This is a genomic window from Paraglaciecola sp. MB-3u-78 (assembly GCF_002835935.1).
GTDB lineage: Bacteria > Pseudomonadota > Gammaproteobacteria > Enterobacterales > Alteromonadaceae > Paraglaciecola.
In genome coordinates this window covers 415,055-431,672 of the sequence record NZ_PJCF01000005.1, presented here as the reverse complement: position 1 = coordinate 431,672, position 16,618 = coordinate 415,055, and the positions used below count along the sequence as shown (strand labels likewise).

16 protein-coding genes are annotated in these 16,618 nt (G+C 39.3%); 9 read left to right on the top strand and 7 right to left on the bottom strand.

Annotated features, from left to right (window positions below; translation table 11 throughout):
• Positions 1–52: 52 nt before the first annotated feature.
• The 3 genes from CXF95_RS31145 to CXF95_RS13010 all read right to left on the bottom strand — a co-directional run bounded on the left by CXF95_RS31145 (position 53) and on the right by CXF95_RS13010 (position 2,673).
• Positions 53–1,075 carry an IS1634 family transposase gene (locus CXF95_RS31145; RefSeq protein ID WP_157828152.1) on the bottom strand — a complete coding sequence of 341 codons (1,023 nt, stop codon included), beginning with the start codon at positions 1,073–1,075 and terminating at the stop codon, positions 53–55.
• A 1-nt stretch (position 1,076) separates the two neighbouring features.
• The gene (locus CXF95_RS31140; protein WP_157828144.1) at positions 1,077–1,757 is read right to left on the bottom strand and encodes an IS1634 family transposase; all 681 of its coding nucleotides are present in this window, start codon (positions 1,755–1,757) and stop codon (positions 1,077–1,079) included.
• 625 nt (positions 1,758–2,382) lie between these two features.
• Entirely contained in the window at positions 2,383–2,673 is a 291-nt protein-coding gene (locus tag CXF95_RS13010; RefSeq protein ID WP_232787828.1) for a hypothetical protein, read from the bottom strand.
• Between the two features lie 293 nt (positions 2,674–2,966).
• Between CXF95_RS13010 and rfbB the strand changes: the two genes are divergently transcribed.
• From rfbB to CXF95_RS30615, 5 genes are all read left to right on the top strand, one after another.
• The gene (rfbB, locus tag CXF95_RS13005; protein ID WP_101199089.1) at positions 2,967–4,049 is read left to right on the top strand and encodes a dTDP-glucose 4,6-dehydratase; all 1,083 of its coding nucleotides are present in this window, start codon (positions 2,967–2,969) and stop codon (positions 4,047–4,049) included.
• Positions 4,050–4,323: 274 nt separating this feature from the next.
• Entirely contained in the window at positions 4,324–5,205 is an 882-nt protein-coding gene (rfbA, locus tag CXF95_RS13000) for a glucose-1-phosphate thymidylyltransferase RfbA (RefSeq protein WP_101199088.1), read from the top strand.
• Between the two features lie 257 nt (positions 5,206–5,462).
• A complete protein-coding gene (gene rfbC, locus CXF95_RS12995; protein WP_101199087.1) occupies positions 5,463–6,011 on the top strand; it encodes a dTDP-4-dehydrorhamnose 3,5-epimerase in 549 nt (182 codons plus the stop codon).
• A gap of 15 nt (positions 6,012–6,026) precedes the next feature.
• Positions 6,027–6,890 (top strand): dTDP-4-dehydrorhamnose reductase, encoded by an 864-nt coding sequence (rfbD, locus tag CXF95_RS12990; RefSeq protein ID WP_101199086.1) that lies wholly within the window; start codon positions 6,027–6,029, stop codon positions 6,888–6,890.
• A gap of 437 nt (positions 6,891–7,327) precedes the next feature.
• On the top strand, positions 7,328–7,534 hold the full coding sequence (locus CXF95_RS30615; RefSeq protein ID WP_232787827.1) for a hypothetical protein: 207 nt from the start codon (positions 7,328–7,330) through the stop codon (positions 7,532–7,534).
• A gap of 285 nt (positions 7,535–7,819) precedes the next feature.
• On the opposite strand, the gene CXF95_RS12980 is transcribed toward CXF95_RS30615, so the two are convergent.
• Positions 7,820–8,518 (bottom strand): PEP-CTERM sorting domain-containing protein, encoded by a 699-nt coding sequence (locus tag CXF95_RS12980; RefSeq protein WP_101199085.1) that lies wholly within the window; start codon positions 8,516–8,518, stop codon positions 7,820–7,822.
• A 415-nt stretch (positions 8,519–8,933) separates the two neighbouring features.
• Here CXF95_RS12980 and CXF95_RS12975 point away from each other — a divergent pair, with 415 nt between their 5' ends.
• On the top strand, positions 8,934–10,058 hold the full coding sequence (locus CXF95_RS12975) for an ISAs1 family transposase (protein ID WP_101197148.1): 1,125 nt from the start codon (positions 8,934–8,936) through the stop codon (positions 10,056–10,058).
• A gap of 231 nt (positions 10,059–10,289) precedes the next feature.
• Here CXF95_RS12975 and CXF95_RS12970 read toward each other — a convergent pair whose 3' ends face one another.
• From CXF95_RS12970 to CXF95_RS12960, 3 genes are all read right to left on the bottom strand, one after another.
• Positions 10,290–10,922, bottom strand: a complete 633-nt coding sequence (locus CXF95_RS12970) for a sulfotransferase family 2 domain-containing protein (protein WP_101199084.1) — start codon at positions 10,920–10,922, stop codon at positions 10,290–10,292.
• Positions 10,923–11,249: 327 nt separating this feature from the next.
• Positions 11,250–11,858, bottom strand: coding sequence for a hypothetical protein (locus CXF95_RS12965; RefSeq protein ID WP_101199083.1), 609 nt, complete (start codon positions 11,856–11,858; stop codon positions 11,250–11,252).
• Positions 11,859–11,865: 7 nt separating this feature from the next.
• Positions 11,866–12,462 (bottom strand): glycosyltransferase, encoded by a 597-nt coding sequence (locus CXF95_RS12960; protein ID WP_255418923.1) that lies wholly within the window; start codon positions 12,460–12,462, stop codon positions 11,866–11,868.
• 245 nt (positions 12,463–12,707) lie between these two features.
• On the opposite strand from CXF95_RS12960, the gene CXF95_RS12955 reads away from it, so the two are divergent.
• The 3 genes from CXF95_RS12955 (at position 12,708) to CXF95_RS12945 (ending at position 16,616) form a co-directional block, all read left to right on the top strand.
• Complete coding sequence (locus CXF95_RS12955; RefSeq protein ID WP_101201801.1) at positions 12,708–13,013, top strand: hypothetical protein; 306 nt, start codon at positions 12,708–12,710, stop codon at positions 13,011–13,013.
• 782 nt (positions 13,014–13,795) lie between these two features.
• Positions 13,796–15,073, top strand: coding sequence for a flippase (locus CXF95_RS12950; protein WP_101199080.1), 1,278 nt, complete (start codon positions 13,796–13,798; stop codon positions 15,071–15,073).
• Between the two features lie 121 nt (positions 15,074–15,194).
• Positions 15,195–16,616, top strand: a complete 1,422-nt coding sequence (locus CXF95_RS12945) for an IS66 family transposase (RefSeq protein WP_101197251.1) — start codon at positions 15,195–15,197, stop codon at positions 16,614–16,616.
• Positions 16,617–16,618 lie beyond the last annotated feature (2 nt).

The window sequence follows — 16,618 nt, the reverse complement described above, 5'->3', positions numbered from 1 at the left end:
TCGCTACTCAAATAGAGCTCGTACATAAGTTCGCATTTATTTCTTTCATTATTTAAAGTTTTGCTGTTGACAAAGGGGGAGTCCACATAAGTTTATACACTCGACAAACTTCCGGGCCAAATAACCGAATGATCTTTTCTTTTTCTTCATTCAACCCGCTAATACAGCTATCCCGGCCCGGTATGTGAACCCGATGGATACCACTCATTTTCTGAAATATCCATCGTAATGTAGGCTGCTTTGTTGGCTTTCCAACTTGACTGAGTATGCTTTCATCCTGCACCTCCAGTTCTTTTCTTACCTGATATTGTCCTGCGTTATATACCATCAGACACAATGTCATCACCATCATCAGAGCGTCTATTCTCTCCGGCTTTTTCAAAAAAACACCGCTGAGATGAAACAGCGGATCTTTGATGAAACGAAAGCCACGCTCAACACCTTGCTGCTCTTTATAGGTTGATAGCATATTAGCTTCATTCATATCAGGGTTGTCCAGATCATTGCTTGCTAATATAAAACGACCCAGTTTATTTCGCTGTGGGCGGATTTTATCAAAACATGCTTCAAATTCTGCCTCCAGTTTATAGTGAGAAAAAACGGGTTCATCTGTACTTTTTGGCCTTCCGCGCCCTTTATATTTAAGTACCTTTGTGATGTGATAATTCATCCGGTGATACGACAATGTTTTTTCAAATGTTTTGGCTGTTCGTAAGGCATCCTGCTCACAGCCAAATGCTTGCCTGGAGAGTTGGGTGGCTGACTTTTCCGCTTTCTTCAGGCTTTTTTCAATGCGTTTTTCCAGCGTGATGCTTTCCCGTTTTTCAGCTTGCGCTGAATGAACCAGCAGCCAGCGTTGTTTCAATCCCCGATCATTTTGCCCGATGAATACGCCTTTATAGCCGTCCTGCAAGTTTTGCCAGGCATACTCATTTTCATCGGCCCGCACCAGTTGCTTTACCAAGCCAAGATTTTCGGGTGCTCGGGTTAGCCATAACAGCGCTGAGTGGCGTAATTTATCTTGAGAATAAAGTGCTGAGTCATAGACCCAGAGGAACTCAGGCGTGTTTTCCAGTTTATCCCTGAAAGCTTTTTATGCGCGCCAGTGTTTGGTGGAAATTGGCTTTATCGCTGCTATTGCCATCTAATCCTTCATACCAAATGGGCAGCTGAGCAGGCCCACTGGTGGTTAAAGAAATGACTAATTGTTTTAAATCAGGCCGGTGATCTTTAGAATGACCATGGCATGGCAAGGGGGGCCTGTTTGTATCGTCAGGGTAAAGATGCTCAACGGCGTAGTCTCCACACACTTTTAAACTGGATGTGTCTAGGTGCCCGTTTTGTCTGCCTGTCGCCGGAATGAATTCCTGTGAAATCTCATTAGCAATCTCCGCCAACAGTGCTGTAGTCCCGTATTTATAGATGGCGTCCAACGTACGCCCATGTACATCATCATTCAAATGTTGCGCCTCAATCCCTTCCCCCATCAGTGCACAAACATATTTCCCTTCAAAGAAGGTCGGTGACAAATAAATAGGATTTTGAGTAAAGCCGAGTCCATTAATGATCATGGCTTTGATGCTCTGGCCATGGGTGACTACTGCACCGTGCTTTGTAGAAATTGGGACTCTTGCGTCTATTCTCTCTACTAGCTTCAGCTTATCGACCAGTCCGGCTACGATCCCTAAATGATCGAGAGTTTCAACCTGAACAACTTCATTTTTTTCTTTTTGCTTAATGAATTCAGCTTGTAACAAAAGGGAAATCCCTGATTATGAGAAATTATTAGCCGCCATTTTTCACAATAAAATTAGAAAATATGTAAGCTATCGGCTTATTTGTTGTGATCTATTGGCCATAGACACCGTGATCTATTGACCATGGCCACCGTGATCTATTGACCATTAAAGTTTGCTTAGAGGTTTCTGAGATAAATAATTAATTTGTCAGGAATTGGGGCAGAATGACGGATACATCTCTGTGGCTCAATATTTTTATTACAGTTCAGCAATATATGAGAGTGTTTCTGGGTGTGACTTTACCAATTTAAGCAGCGTGATTGCTTGTCCATTTGGGGCACTACGACCTTGCTACCAACGTTCTAATGTTCTTACTGATGTATGTAAATACTTTGCAAATACCCCCGAGACAGATTAAATGTCTGATGAATGTTTAATATTTCGTTCGGTGTAATTACTAATACATCAGCAGTTTCAATCACATAGGTTTTAGGGTTAACTTACCTGTGAATGCTGTTTTACTTCAATTAAGCTTGTTGATAATACTGTAAATAAGTCACGTTTGTTCATTACGCCATAGCTCCAAGAATTCTTTAAGTTGATGCTTTTGTTCTGCTTTTAAATCAGACATTACATTTTTTACTTATATGGACAATAAATAAAAACGCTCAAAATTATCGAAGTAATAGTAGATTACCTTTGCACCACCACGCTTACCTTTTCCTTTTCCTTTTCCTTTTGCTGCTACCCGAGTTCTTCTAATAACACAGTTCCTTAAATCACAACGCCTTTTCAGGTTGTGTAAGTAATTCATTTTGGAAAGAATTGTAATCATCATTAGCCAAATATTCACCGCGGTGCTTTTCAAATAAATTTGATTCGATGAAAGTTTTTTCATAAAAACAACCGTACGTAATTCACGTACATCTGGCAAATTTAAACCTATACTGCTGGGTTATGTACGCATATCATGCCTGATTCAGAGGATGCTAAGAGCTATGGATAGATAAAAGCAGTAAATGGTAGATAGACAAAGTCAAAGCGATCTCATCACAGGGAAAAGGAGGCTACGCTGCACCCGTTACCCTCTATGATGGTGAATAGTCTTTGGCTCTTACAATCTACTTTTTACTATCTACTGCTGTTAACTATTTATCGCAGTTAGCGGTTAACTATCTACTGTATTAATGTAATATTATGATCTTTTAATTTAGGGAGAAAATCTAGATGAAGTTATTGGTGACTGGTGGAGCCGGGTTTATTGGGAGTGCCGTAGTTAGGCATATATTGGCTTCTTCTGATGATGTCGTCATTAATTTAGATAAGCTTACCTACGCGGGCAACGAAGAATCGATACCTAAAGAATTACAGGGTGACCGCTATATTTTTGAGCAAGTAGATATATGCGATGGCGCTGAGCTAAAGCGGGTTTTTGAGCAGCACCAACCTGATGCAGTAATGCATTTAGCGGCTGAATCTCATGTTGACCGTTCGATTGATGGACCTGGTGAGTTTATTCAAACTAACGTAGTGGGCACTTACACCTTGCTAGAGGCAGCTCGTGCGTATTGGACAAACTTAGCGGCTGACAAAAAACAGGGTTTTATTTTTCATCATATTTCAACGGATGAAGTGTATGGCGATTTGCCTCACCCTAACGAATTACCTGCTGGCACTGAGTTGCCTTTGTTCGCAGAAGACACCGCCTATGAGCCCAGCTCACCTTATTCTGCCAGTAAAGCCAGTTCTGACCACTTAGTTAGGGCATGGCAGCGCACTTATGGTTTACCTACTGTTGTTACTAACTGCTCGAACAATTACGGCCCTTACCATTTTCCTGAAAAACTTGTTCCCCATGTGATTTTAAATGCACTTGCAGGTAAATCGCTGCCTGTATATGGCGATGGTAGTCAGATAAGAGACTGGTTATACGTTGAAGATCATGCACGTGCTTTATACCTAGTAGCTAAGTCTGGCAAAGTATCTGAAACCTATAATATTGGTGGTCACAACGAAAAACGTAATTTAGAGGTAGTTGAGACTATTTGTGATTTATTGGATGAGTTGGCTCCTAACAAACCCAATAACATAAAAAATTATCGCGAATTAATTACTTTTGTAAAAGACCGCCCCGGCCATGATGCCCGCTATGCGATAGATGCAAGTAAAATTCAAAAAGAGCTTGATTGGACACCACAAGAAACCTTTGCATCAGGCATTCGCAAAACTGTAGAGTGGTATTTGAATAATAAACAATGGTGGGAACGGGTGCTAAGCGGCGCTTATAAACTTGACCGCTTGGGTGGATAGGGGCAGATAAAGAAGTGACTAGTAGATAGAAAAAGGTAAGTACAAAAGATATTGGACCACAGGGGCAAAGAGTAGGAGGAAGTGAGGATGATTGTTAAGAATAGCAATTGTATTCGCTGATACGGATAGCACTTAGTTAATCATCAGATCATTGTTGTTTTCTCTGTGTTCACTGTGCGCGAAACCCGTTAACCTCTGTGGTGAATAGTTTTTGTTTTTTACTATCTACTGTTTCTATCTATTCACTGGTGTTAAATTTAATTAAGGAAGGGATATGGCGAAGTATAAAGGTATTATTTTAGCGGGCGGTTCGGGCTCTAGGTTGCATCCGATTACTCAAGGTACGTCCAAACAGCTGTTACCGATTTATGATAAGCCTATGATTTATTACCCGTTGTCTGTACTTATGCTGGCGGGTATACAGGATATATTGATCATTACTACACCTGAAGATCAATCGAATTTTCAGTCTTTGTTAGGCGATGGCAGTGCTTTTGGTGTCAATATCAGCTACACCATTCAACCTAGTCCTGATGGGTTAGCTCAAGCCTTTCTGCTTGGCGAGTCTTTTATTGGCAACGACAATGTTAGCTTGGTTTTAGGCGATAATATTTTTTATGGACAACATTTTTCTGACAAACTAAAAATTGCCACACAATTAGAAAGCGGCGCTACGGTTTTTGGTTACCACGTGAATGACCCTGAACGTTTTGGTGTCGTGGAATTTAATGAACAGGGTAAGGCTATCAGTATTGAAGAAAAACCCAGCGTGCCTAAATCAAGTTACGCAGTAACCGGTTTATATTTTTATGATAACCACGTTGTGGATATGGCTAAACAAATCAAACCTTCGCCCCGTGGTGAGCTTGAAATTACTGATTTAAATATTGCCTATATGCAACAAAATAAGCTGAATGTTTCGCTGTTGGGCCGTGGCTTCGCATGGCTCGATACAGGTACCCATGACTCGTTATTAGAAGCAGGGCAATTTGTGCAAACCGTTGAACACCGCCAAGGTTTAAAAGTTGCTTGTCTTGAAGAGATAGCCTATCGAAACAAATGGATTAACGTCGAGCAATTGCTTGAACAAGGTAATAATTTGAAAAAAACCGGCTACGGCCAATATCTGCTAAAAGTAGCAGGAGGCTATAGTTAAAAGAGCAAGTAACAACAGTAGATAGTAAGAGCAAAGGATTAAGAGCGTTTGAACCCCAGAGGAAAAGGAACAAAGCTCAATAATGCTTAAGACTAGTAACGGGATACGCTGATACGAATAGAGTCTTTTAAATCATCATTATTTTTGTTTTACGCTGTGTACTCTGTGCGCGGCCCTTTGTGGTGAATATTCTTTGGTTTTTACTCTTTACTGCAATTCTCTATTTAATTTACTGCTTCATAATTTAAGGTATTCAAATGCGAGTAACTAAAACAAAACTTAATGATGTGTTGATATTTGAGCCTAAGATTTTCGGTGACGAACGTGGCTTTTTTATGGAGACATTCCGCAAAGATATTTTTACTGAGCAGACCGGTATTAAAGAACTTGTTCAAGATAACCACAGTAAATCAGCCCAAGGTATTTTACGTGGACTACATTACCAGCTAGAACATACTCAAGGTAAATTGGTACGAGTCACTCAGGGTAGTGTGTTTGATGTGGCGGTCGATTTACGCCAATCATCATCTACTTATGGGCAATGGTTTGGGTTAGAACTTTCGGCACGAAATAATAAACAACTATGGGTACCTGCGGGTTTTGCTCATGGTTTTTATGTGACCGGTGAAACAGCTGAATTTGTGTATAAATGCACCGATTATTATCATCCTCAATCAGAAGTGTCTATAAAATGGGATGATCCGAGTCTTGCTATAAATTGGCCGCTGGTGAATGGCGAACAGCCTTCATTGTCTGCCAAAGATGTTGTGGGTGAAAGCTTTTTAAGCGCACCCAAATTTGCCTAAAAGGAATATTTGTTCGTGAAAATACTAGTCACAGGGAAAGGCGGTCAATTGGCCCATGAACTTGGGAATAGCGTGCCTCAAGGGCATCAATTAGTTTCACTGGGATCTAAAGAACTTGACATAACCAATAGTGAATTAGTTAATCAAACCATTAATGCACAGCAACCAGACATTGTGATAAATGCTGCCGCTTATACGGCTGTTGATAAAGCCGAAACCGACAAAGAACTGGCCTGCGCGGTTAACCAAACAGGTGCAAAAAACCTGGCGCTGGCATGCAAACAACAGAATATTCGCTTATTGCACGTTTCCACCGACTTTGTGTTTGATGGTACCAAAAGCACGCCTTATCAAACTGACGATATCCCCAACCCCATCAACGTCTACGGCGCTTCAAAATTGGCCGGTGACCTAGATGTGATGGAAATATTACCCAGCTCAGTCATAGTCAGAACTGCTTGGGTGTATTCAGCACACGGCAATAACTTTGTAAAGTCGATGTTACGACTCATGGCCGAAAAGCCAACACTGGGTATTGTTTATGACCAAATAGGCTCGCCAACTTGGGCAGCAGGATTAGCAAAGTGGTTATGGGCGGTTGTTGAAAAACCACAAGTCTGTGGTGTATATCATTGGACAGATGCCGGTGTTGCCTCTTGGTATGACTTTGCGGTAGCTATTCAAGAGCTTGCTATTGAAAAAGGGCTACTAAAACATTCCATCCCAATATCACCTATTCCAGCAAGCCAATACCCTACCCCAGCTATACGCCCAAGCTTTTCGGTAATAGATAAAACTAGCGCAGAAGTAGCAGCAGATGTAAAAACCATCCATTGGCGCAAACAACTTTCAACCATGATGGATGAGTTAATGGGCTGATAATCGCGACTAAGGATAGTAGATAAGGCAGTAAATAGTGGCTAGTTGATAGAATAGGACAAGAGCAAGAGCAAAAGATAAGATCCTCTGAACCACGGGGCATACATCTCTGTGGTTACGGACTGACAGTGCATAACATCGCGGCGATGACGTCTCCGAAAATATGAATGGCTTTCCAGCCTTTGGCACCAGATAAAACAGTGGACATGGGTAAGGAAAATTCTATGTTACAAATCATAATATTTGTTGATAACGGTACAGTTATCTACGATGTATTCACATAATTCTAAAAATGACATAAAACGGTCTGTAGATAAGTGAACTTAGGCGATCTGAACTGTCATCGGGTATAATTTACCATTGTTTTTATATCATTATGAGATCATTATTAGACTTCTTATAACTACAAGTGTGATCATGCTCAGGGCCCTCAGAAAGTGTTTTATATCGGTAATAACGAACCCATTGCATTAATGACCTTTATAGAAGCCATTAAAAAAGCGGCTAAAAAGAATTTTATGCCAATGCAATCAGCCATTTGCCAAGATACTGCATCTTTAAATTCACACTCAATCAATCCACATTTACTAAGTGTAAGAAATCCCGACACCAGTAATAACAAACATAACCCAAGTGAGCACTAGCTGTTGCAACAAGTAGTGTTACTGCCATTATGTACTTGAAAAAAGTATTTATTTCTTGTGAAAACTTTGTTCAAAAAAACTCAATTCATGTTTTTTGACGAAGTTAATTGAAATCTAATAATGTACTAATAGAAAACAGGTTGAAAATTTAAGATAGAGAATCAAGATAGGTAATATCAAATGATGCTTTTGCAATAAGACACCCAACACTTGTGTATTAGGGCGCCAAAAAAATCAACTACATTTTACGACTAGTTCAGCAAACTTAATAATTATATGGGTTTACTATTTGTAGCGACGAGCACCGATCAGCATGATGCCCAGCCCAAAGATAGCTAATAAAGAAGGCTCAGGGACAGGGATAGGAACACTGACCGCCTGGATTAAGCCTTCTATGTTTAAATTGTCGAAACCAGCATTATTGCCTCTAGCAATATTAGTGCTTGCAGTTAACCGTAAAAAATAATCATTGCCGGCTAATAAGGTGTTACCGGACAAGTCAAAAGAAACAGCTTGACCTTGTACCACTGGGCCGCCACTGGCATAGATGTTTAACTCATTTACATCAGCCAATAAACTTGCACCAGAAAACAAAGAAAGATTAAGATCTAGGTCACGACTTACCGATTGCAATATATCAGAATTAGAAAAAATGTATGCATTCAAACTAACGGTAGACAGTGCAATATTGTTCACAGCCAATACATTGAGAGCGATATCCACTGACCAAGAACCTTCAGTAAACAAATTATAATCTACAGCGAACATGTCTTCGGCTGCTGAATTTAGATTAAGATTTTTGGTGGCGGTAAGACTAAGAGGGTCGCTAATACCATTTATTGTCCAATTAAGATTTGACGCAGTCGCACCACTTGCAGTCTTATCGTTAAAATCGGTGAAGGCAATAATTGTCGCGTAACTGCTAGCGGACGCAAGAAAAATAGCACCAAGTGCAATATATTTAATACCAGCTTGAATATTCATTAATAACTCCAAAATTTAAATTAGTTTTACTTACTTACTTACTTAATTACTTCTAGCAAATATCAGGCCAAAAAATAAATTATCATTTTAATCAAACACTTGAAATATTTTAAAAAAAACAAAATGAGAACTTGTAAAAATTCCTGACAACTATTTTACGATCTTAATCCTAGCAATAAATTGTGCGGCGTTAAAAATGGCCAGTGGTAACCAAGCTAAAAGTACTAGCAGTGGATGCGGCCCTAGTTGTGTAACACCAAGTCACTGACTCTCCCGAGTTGTGCATAAAAGATAGTACCACATGCAAAAGGTTTATGACTACGAAGAGCCAAGCAATCACCAGGGCAATCGCATTAAAAATGGCTTGACACAGATCCCCTAATTTGATCTATTACTTCGCTTTACGCGACGTAATATGACCAAATACAAGCCCACACTTATCGAACATTTCAAAGACATTGAAGATCCTCGTCTTCTAAGAAAACAATTACATAAATTAGATGACATCTTTTTTATTACCCTATGTGCCGTTATCTGTGGCTGTGATGGCTGGGTTGCCATTGAAAAATTTGCCAACATTAAACGCACTTGGTTTGAACAATATTTATCCCTAGAAAATGGTATTCCGTCTCATGATACTTTGGGACGTATTTTTTCCTTAATTGATCCTGAGCAATTTCAAACCTGTTTTTCTAGCTGGATCAAAGAGATAGTAAAAAATGTCACGGGCGATGTGATCGCTATTGACGGTAAATGCCTTCGACGCACTCATGATAAGTCATCTAATAAATCAGCTATTTATATGGTTAGCGCATGGTCACATGATAATCAGCTGGCACTTGGACAAGTGAAAGTTGATGAAAAATCGAATGAAATAACCGCCTTACCTTCCCTACTCAAAAACTTAGACATCACAGGCAGTATCATCACAACCGATGCATTAAACACACAAAAGAAATCGGCTGAACTGATCGTGAGTAAAGGCGCTGATTATTTAACCGCACTGAAAGGAAATCAAAGCACCCTACATGATGATGTGATTTTATTCTTTGAAAATACCCCTAAAAGTTATGAGGGCACGTTAAATACTTATAAGAGTATTGATTCAGGGCATGGCCGTATTGAAGAAAGAACAGTGACTTCCTGCAACCGAATTGACTGGCTTACTGAGCATCATACTCACCCACACCTTGCCAGTATTGTTAGCGTCAAATCAAGAAGATTTCTTGCGAACGAATGGTCAGAAGAAACGCGATACTTTATTAGTAGCGTTAAGCATAACGATGCAGAGAAATTTGCTCACTATGTACGTGCTCATTGGGGTGTAGAGAATAATCTTCACTGGAGATTAGATATGGCATTTGACGAAGATCATTGTCGAATTCGTCAAGGATATGCAGATCAAAACATGGCAATATTACGCCACATATCTTTGAATTTATTAACGTCAGATAATGATAATAAGGTAGGTATTAAGATTAAGCGGCAAATGGCAGGTTGGGATAATGATTACTTGCTGAAACTGCTACAAATATTTTAATGCGATTGCCCTGAAGCAATCACTGCCACTACAGTTTATGGCATTTCATTGATGGTGCATATTACTTTTCCCTTCAGCCAACAAGGTCAGCACGCTTAAGTGAGGAAACCCCAGCGCAATATTGGGCGGCCTCTGATCCGTCCTTCTACAGTTATATCTTAGCGCACTGGGTGTACTGTACATTATTTGGTCGCGAGTTAGCGCATGTTACCGCGCTGAAAAAATATAATTTCAGGTTGTCTCATAGCCGATAACTTCGTAATCTTTCCCATAAAAATCTTGAATCTGGGTCAATTTTTTATCGAAAGCTTCATGTATCTCGATAGGTTTTATCGTTTTCTTCAATTGTGAAACTTGAGTGCTACGAAATATTTTTTTAAACGGGTTGCGCTTTATTTGTAAAGGAGAGACCGCATTTAGAGCTTGATTAATACCATCCTGTTCTAGCTTATAAATTAGACTTTCGTTAAGTATAAAATCATTTTGAGGACGAATATGATTGTCGTAGACAAAAGGATCTTGTTTAAATGCTGAGAATGCATGTTCAACCCAGTCTGCAGGCGCTAGATTGGTAATTGATTGTGCCCTCTGCCATGCGTATTCAGATTTTAATCTGGATACAGGCTCTCGAACTAACGTTACAATTTTATCAAAATACTCTGGCCGAACGATTCTACTCAAAAGTTCAACATGCATATGCTGAGGAGTACAATGCATAAATCTAAGGTTTTTTGCGTTAACCCCTCTAATACTTAGAAGCTCCTGCCACCCTCTATCTGCCATACAACGTTCAAAAGTTGAACCACCACATTTCGGGATATGAATAAATAAAACACTTGTATCGCCTTTCAGCATAATTGGCATATAAGAAACCCTCTAATTTAATAACAAAAGACAAATTTAATCGAGCAAATGAGTATCTATAATGGAATACAAATAATTTATAAATAATATGCAAAAAGCAATAGGGTGTTCCGCTAGCTTTGTTACAATAAATCAACTAACCATTTGATTATTAATCAATAATTTGACGAACGTGAAATAAGACGAAAGAAAACATAAATTCTCAAATTAGTCGATTTGATTTTCATGCTTATCAAGACATAGCCCAACAAATAAAAACTGTACCCGAGCTCATAAATAATAATATGCCATTGTTGATTTAGCTGTTCAAGATATATTTAGAGATACTTAGAGAAATACCGGTTGTAAAGGATTAACAGCCACAAACATACTAAGCGCCGCACATAGCGTTAGTAATTCATCTAGTCGTTTATAAGGTTTTATGGTGCCAAAAAAAAGGCATTCGACTTCAAAGCTCACAGGTTCTAATCGGTTAATATCATGCAACATTTCATCGTCATTGCGGTAAAGAGGGTGCGGAATAACAGTTGAGTTGAAAGACTCTGTTTTTTCAAGAGTAACGATTTTAGTAGCAAGCAGGTTCAATGCCCCGCAGGTAAGTTTGTGGGTAAAAGGTCGCTGCGCCCTATTATGTGGTTTAAAATTGTGCCTAACCCAAATAATATGGCTGGCAAACAGCCGCATTAAAATCAATTGAAAGAAAACAATAAAATGCTCAATGAACGCCCTGAGCTTGCCGAATCTTTTTTGATACAATCGATCTTCATACCAATTAAGCACGGCAACATTATTCTTTCTATCAAATATGTTTTTGATGTGAAATAATTTTTTAAAATCTAGTACTTCAAAACCACTTTCCGAGATACTTTCTTTAGATATTTCCACATATTCATTAACGTGTATAAAGGGAAAATAGAACGCTTTTTTATTAGCCATATATTGATTAAACCAAGGTGTTTTTTTCTGTTTTATCGACAAGCATTGAATTAATTACAGCCTTATATTTTAAAGCTATCTCTACCCAACTAAATTTATTTGCTTGCTCAAGAGGCTTAGTGCCCCATTCGGTATCAAGCGCTTTTTCTAAAACCTGCGCATATTCCTCGGTATTTTCTACATCACAAACCAATCCAGCATCTCCTATAATAGTGCGGCGCATATCATCATCAGGCGCGACTACCGGAGTGCCGCTTGCTAAAGCTTCAAGATAGACGCGCCCGAAAGGTTCATTTGCGGAAGGCAAAGTAAATAAGTCAACACTCCGGTATAACTTTGGCATTTCATCAAAGGATAAAGACATTTGAAAAAAATGGTCTTTACCCAACAATTCATGTGCTAAAGCGATAAAATATTCTTTATCAATACCATCGCCGCACAGTATTAAACTGGCCTGTGGCACCTTTACCATTGACCTAATAACTAGTTCGATACGTTTATGGTTTTTTCTATTAAGCGTGCCTACACACAAAACTAATTTGCCGTTGAGTTTGAAATCAAATTTATCGCCGCAAGGTGAGAAACAACTTAGGTCTACCCAGATGGTGTATATGCCGAAGATAACTATGGCAAAACGCGTTTAGATGAGAAACATCCCTATTTCTCACCCTACGGGCAACCTTTGGTTGTCCAGCCTGTTTATCTGGAATAAACAGCAACAGCTCTGCTGGCCCGTAGGGTGAATTACATGGATGTAATGAATAAATTCATTCCCGATGAATTGGTCACCCGATAAAAACCCCGACAAAAAGTGAACTGAATAGTCTTACTCACCACATTAGCCAACGTGTGGCTGGTTTTCTTGAGCGCGAGGGCTTATTAGTGAGGGATGATGACAATGACTACCTGGCTTTGGATGGGCTGGAAGACGATCCGATGTTGCAAATTCACGGGTATTCCATTACTTATCGCATCGCTACAGGCAAACAGCAAGGACGAAAGGTCTTTACCTTGCAAACCATTGCACCTATGGAAGAGCAGGGGCTTGCGTCAGGCTGTGCATCAAATATGGCAGGCTTCAGTCTCAATGCAGGTGTCATGAGCAATGCACAGGATAGGGGTAAACTCGAAAGACTGTGCCATTACTTATTTTGAAGAGAGTCCCGCTCTGGGGTATCAGAAAAAAGGTTGGCAATAACACCAGCCTTAAGAAATAAGGCTAAACAAGCATTGCCGACAGGGCAGGAAAAAATACGGACACAAAAGCACCAGTCGATGACCTGGGCGCAAAGACTTAAACGGGTTTTTAACATCGACATTGAAACCTGTGAGCAATGCGGTGGTGGGAGGTTATAGAGAGCATTGACAAATCGGCAGGAAAGCCGATTTGCACAGCGAATGCTGCCCGTAGGGTTAGACACAGGGATGTGTCTAATGAACATCCATTGGTGATCCAAAAGATACTCAGTCACCTGAATACAAAAAATGACGAAGTCGTTGAATTATTGCCCCCACAAAGTCGAGCACCGCCTCAGATAAGTCTGTTTGAATAAAAGCCGTTCATCATCATAAGCAATATTCAGAGCTGGTTTGCACAACAGCGGGAAGCGCTTGTTCTAAATTCTGAATTATGTGAAAACGATTGATTAATAAGCGAAAAATAGCCGACTTTCATTCCCTTAAGAATATAAAATAGATGTCAATATGGAAAATATGAGGCATCATGTATTTTGATTTTAGGAAAATGACGTTTTATTTTACCTATACTAAGTGCAATAATGGTCAGCGAGCGAGTAGAAGCTGAAACTGAGCATGTTGGTGTTTATACAAAAGCAAAAAAGAGTTGAATGCTTATATTTGCAAAAATTTCCCAGAATGGGGATGTAAGCGTATTTAAACTAAGTTGTTATCTTTTTTACAAAGGTTTTTATAATTAAATGAACAAAGAAAAGTCATTGTTGAAATTATTTATGGGAACAGCAAGTGTTAATTTGTTTGCTCGCGGGCTTTCTGTCATCACTGGAGTTATTTATGCTCGTTTTTTAGGCCCAGAGCAATATGGATTATACGCTTATGTAATGTCAATTGCTGCGCTATTAATACTACCAGTTATTGCCGGGTTACCTAACCTTATTATACGTGAGGTAGCTAATCTCCAACTCGATGAAAAGTGGCAGCATTTGCAGGGTCTCATTAGCTGGTCACGTTGGTATGTCCTGATTATTTCTTTTATAACGGCAGTTATTTCTATTCTGGCTATTTATTATGACTTTTTTAAACCATCTGTCGCATCATTATTGGTTATTGCATTAATGATTATTCCCTTTCGCGGTTTGTTAGTGCAGCAAGGGGCAATATTAAATGGCTTTAGAAAACCCATATTAGCCCAAATCCCGAATCAAATTTTAGCGCCCGTCATCACTTTAAGCTTATTATCTTTTTTGATTTTTAATAACAACGAATTAACTGGCGAGGTGTTAATAAAAATATCTGCTGTAGCCTCTTTATTAGCATTTTTTTTGAGTGCCTGGTATTTAAATAAAATAATCAAACAAGAGTCTAAAATTGAAAAACCAAAATATTTAATTAAGCAGTGGCATGTAAGTTTGACTCCTTTTACATTGATGGTAATTATAGGAACATCAAGTACCGTATTAGCCAGTGTCTTTTTAGGCTGGCTTGCTAACACTGAATCAGTGGCATTTTTTAAAGTTGCAATGCAAGGTGTGTTGTTAATTGCGTTGGGATTAAGATCAATTAATTCCGTCATTATGCCACAAGTGGCCAGACTTTATAGGCAAGGTGATTTAAAGCAAACTCAGGAAATATTAACGAAAAGTGTCCGAATAAGTTGTTTAGTATCATTGCCAATTATATTGGCGCTCATTTTCTTTGGGCAGTTTGCGATAGAAGTCTTATTTGGTAAAGAATATTTATCAGCTTATCCGTTACTGGTTATTTTATGTGTAGGGCAAGCCGTTAATGTGCTGATGGGGTCGGTTGGTTTAGTGTTGAATATGACGGGTAATGAAAAAAGAACGTTGAAATTACTGTCTATGACATTGATACTAAATTTAATATTGCTTGCTACTCTTGTGCCTATGTACGGTGCTATCGGCGCTGCAATTACTGTTTCAGTGAGTTTGGTTTTTTCGAATTTGTTGATGGGAATTTATGTTTTTAGGCTATTAGGTTTGAAAACTTGGTTAAAATAAATGTAACTACTCAGCACATAATCTAGTTTATTTTTAACGATCAAAAATTAAAAAATGATCGACTTGCTTGATCATTTCTAAGCGTTATCATACTGTTTTATTTCGATAATTACGTGGCTAAATGAAAGTAAGCGGCATTGATATTGAGTCGAATATCAATAACATTAAAGCACAAATTGAAGCGGACAATACATTGTCACCTTCAATGCGTACTGCTATGGATTTATTGCTTCTTATTGTCACGTTACTCTGTCAACGGCTTGGGCTTAACAGTAATAACAGCAGTATACCGCCCTCGTCCGATCAAAATAGAAAGAAAAATTCAAAAGGCAACAGTACTAAAAAATCAGGTGGACAAAAGGGGCATAAAGGCACAACGCTACCACTTGATGACAACCCTGACATCACACATAAATTAATCGTTGATAGCACACTTTTACCGCCCGGTAACTATACTGATATGGGTGAAGAGGTGCGGCAAGTGGTCGATATTGAGTTTAAGCGTGTCGTCACTGAATATCGCGCACAAATACTTGAGAATGAGTTAGGTCAACGCTTCGTTGCCCCATTTCCCCAAGACGTTAATAGCCGTATTCAATATGGTATTGGGTTAAAAGCTCATGCGGTTTACCTGTCCCAATATCAATTACTGCCTTATGAGCGCATTCGTGAGTATTTCACTGACCAGCTTAATATACCTTTGAGCAGCGGCAGTCTTTTCAACTTTATCAATACCGCTTTTACCAAACTGGAAGAGACGCAAGCATTAGATATTATCAAAGCGAACTTGAGAAAAGAAAAGACATTACATACCGATGAAACTGGCATCAATATCAACGGAAAAAGACAATGGCTACATAACGCTTCGTCTCTGGATTGGACGTATTTATCAGCCCATGAAAAACGAGGCCATGATGCCATGGATGAGATTGACATATTACCCCAGTTCAACGGTGTGATGTGCCATGACCATTGGAAACCTTATTATCGTTATGAGTGCCTACATTCATTATGCAATGCGCATCACCTGCGAGAATTAACTCGAGCGTATGAGCAAGATAATCAAGCTTGGGCTGAGGAAATACGGGTGTTTTTAGTTAAGCTCAATCAAGAGGTAGATAAGGCTGGCGGGTTACTCAGTGTTGAAAGACAAGACACCTTGCGACGTCACTATCAAGCGATTTTAAAGGCAGGAGAAAAAGAAAGTCCTGCGCCGATACCAGTGAAAGGTAAGCGAGGACGGCCTAAAAGAACTCAATCACGTAACCTACTTGAGCGATTACAAAACTATGAAAGCGATGTACTTAGATTCATGACGGATGAGGCAGTGCCATTCACTAATAATCAGGGCGAAAATGATTTGAGGATGGCAAAGGTTCAACAAAAGATATCGGGATGTTTTAGAAGTGCTAACGGAGCCAAAATGTTTTTTGGATTACGTAGCTATCTGTCGAGCTGCAAAAAACAAGGGATCAGTGGGTCCACGGCATTAACGTTATTATTAAATGGCATGCTGCCTAATATCTTTATACCCGCTGAGTAGTT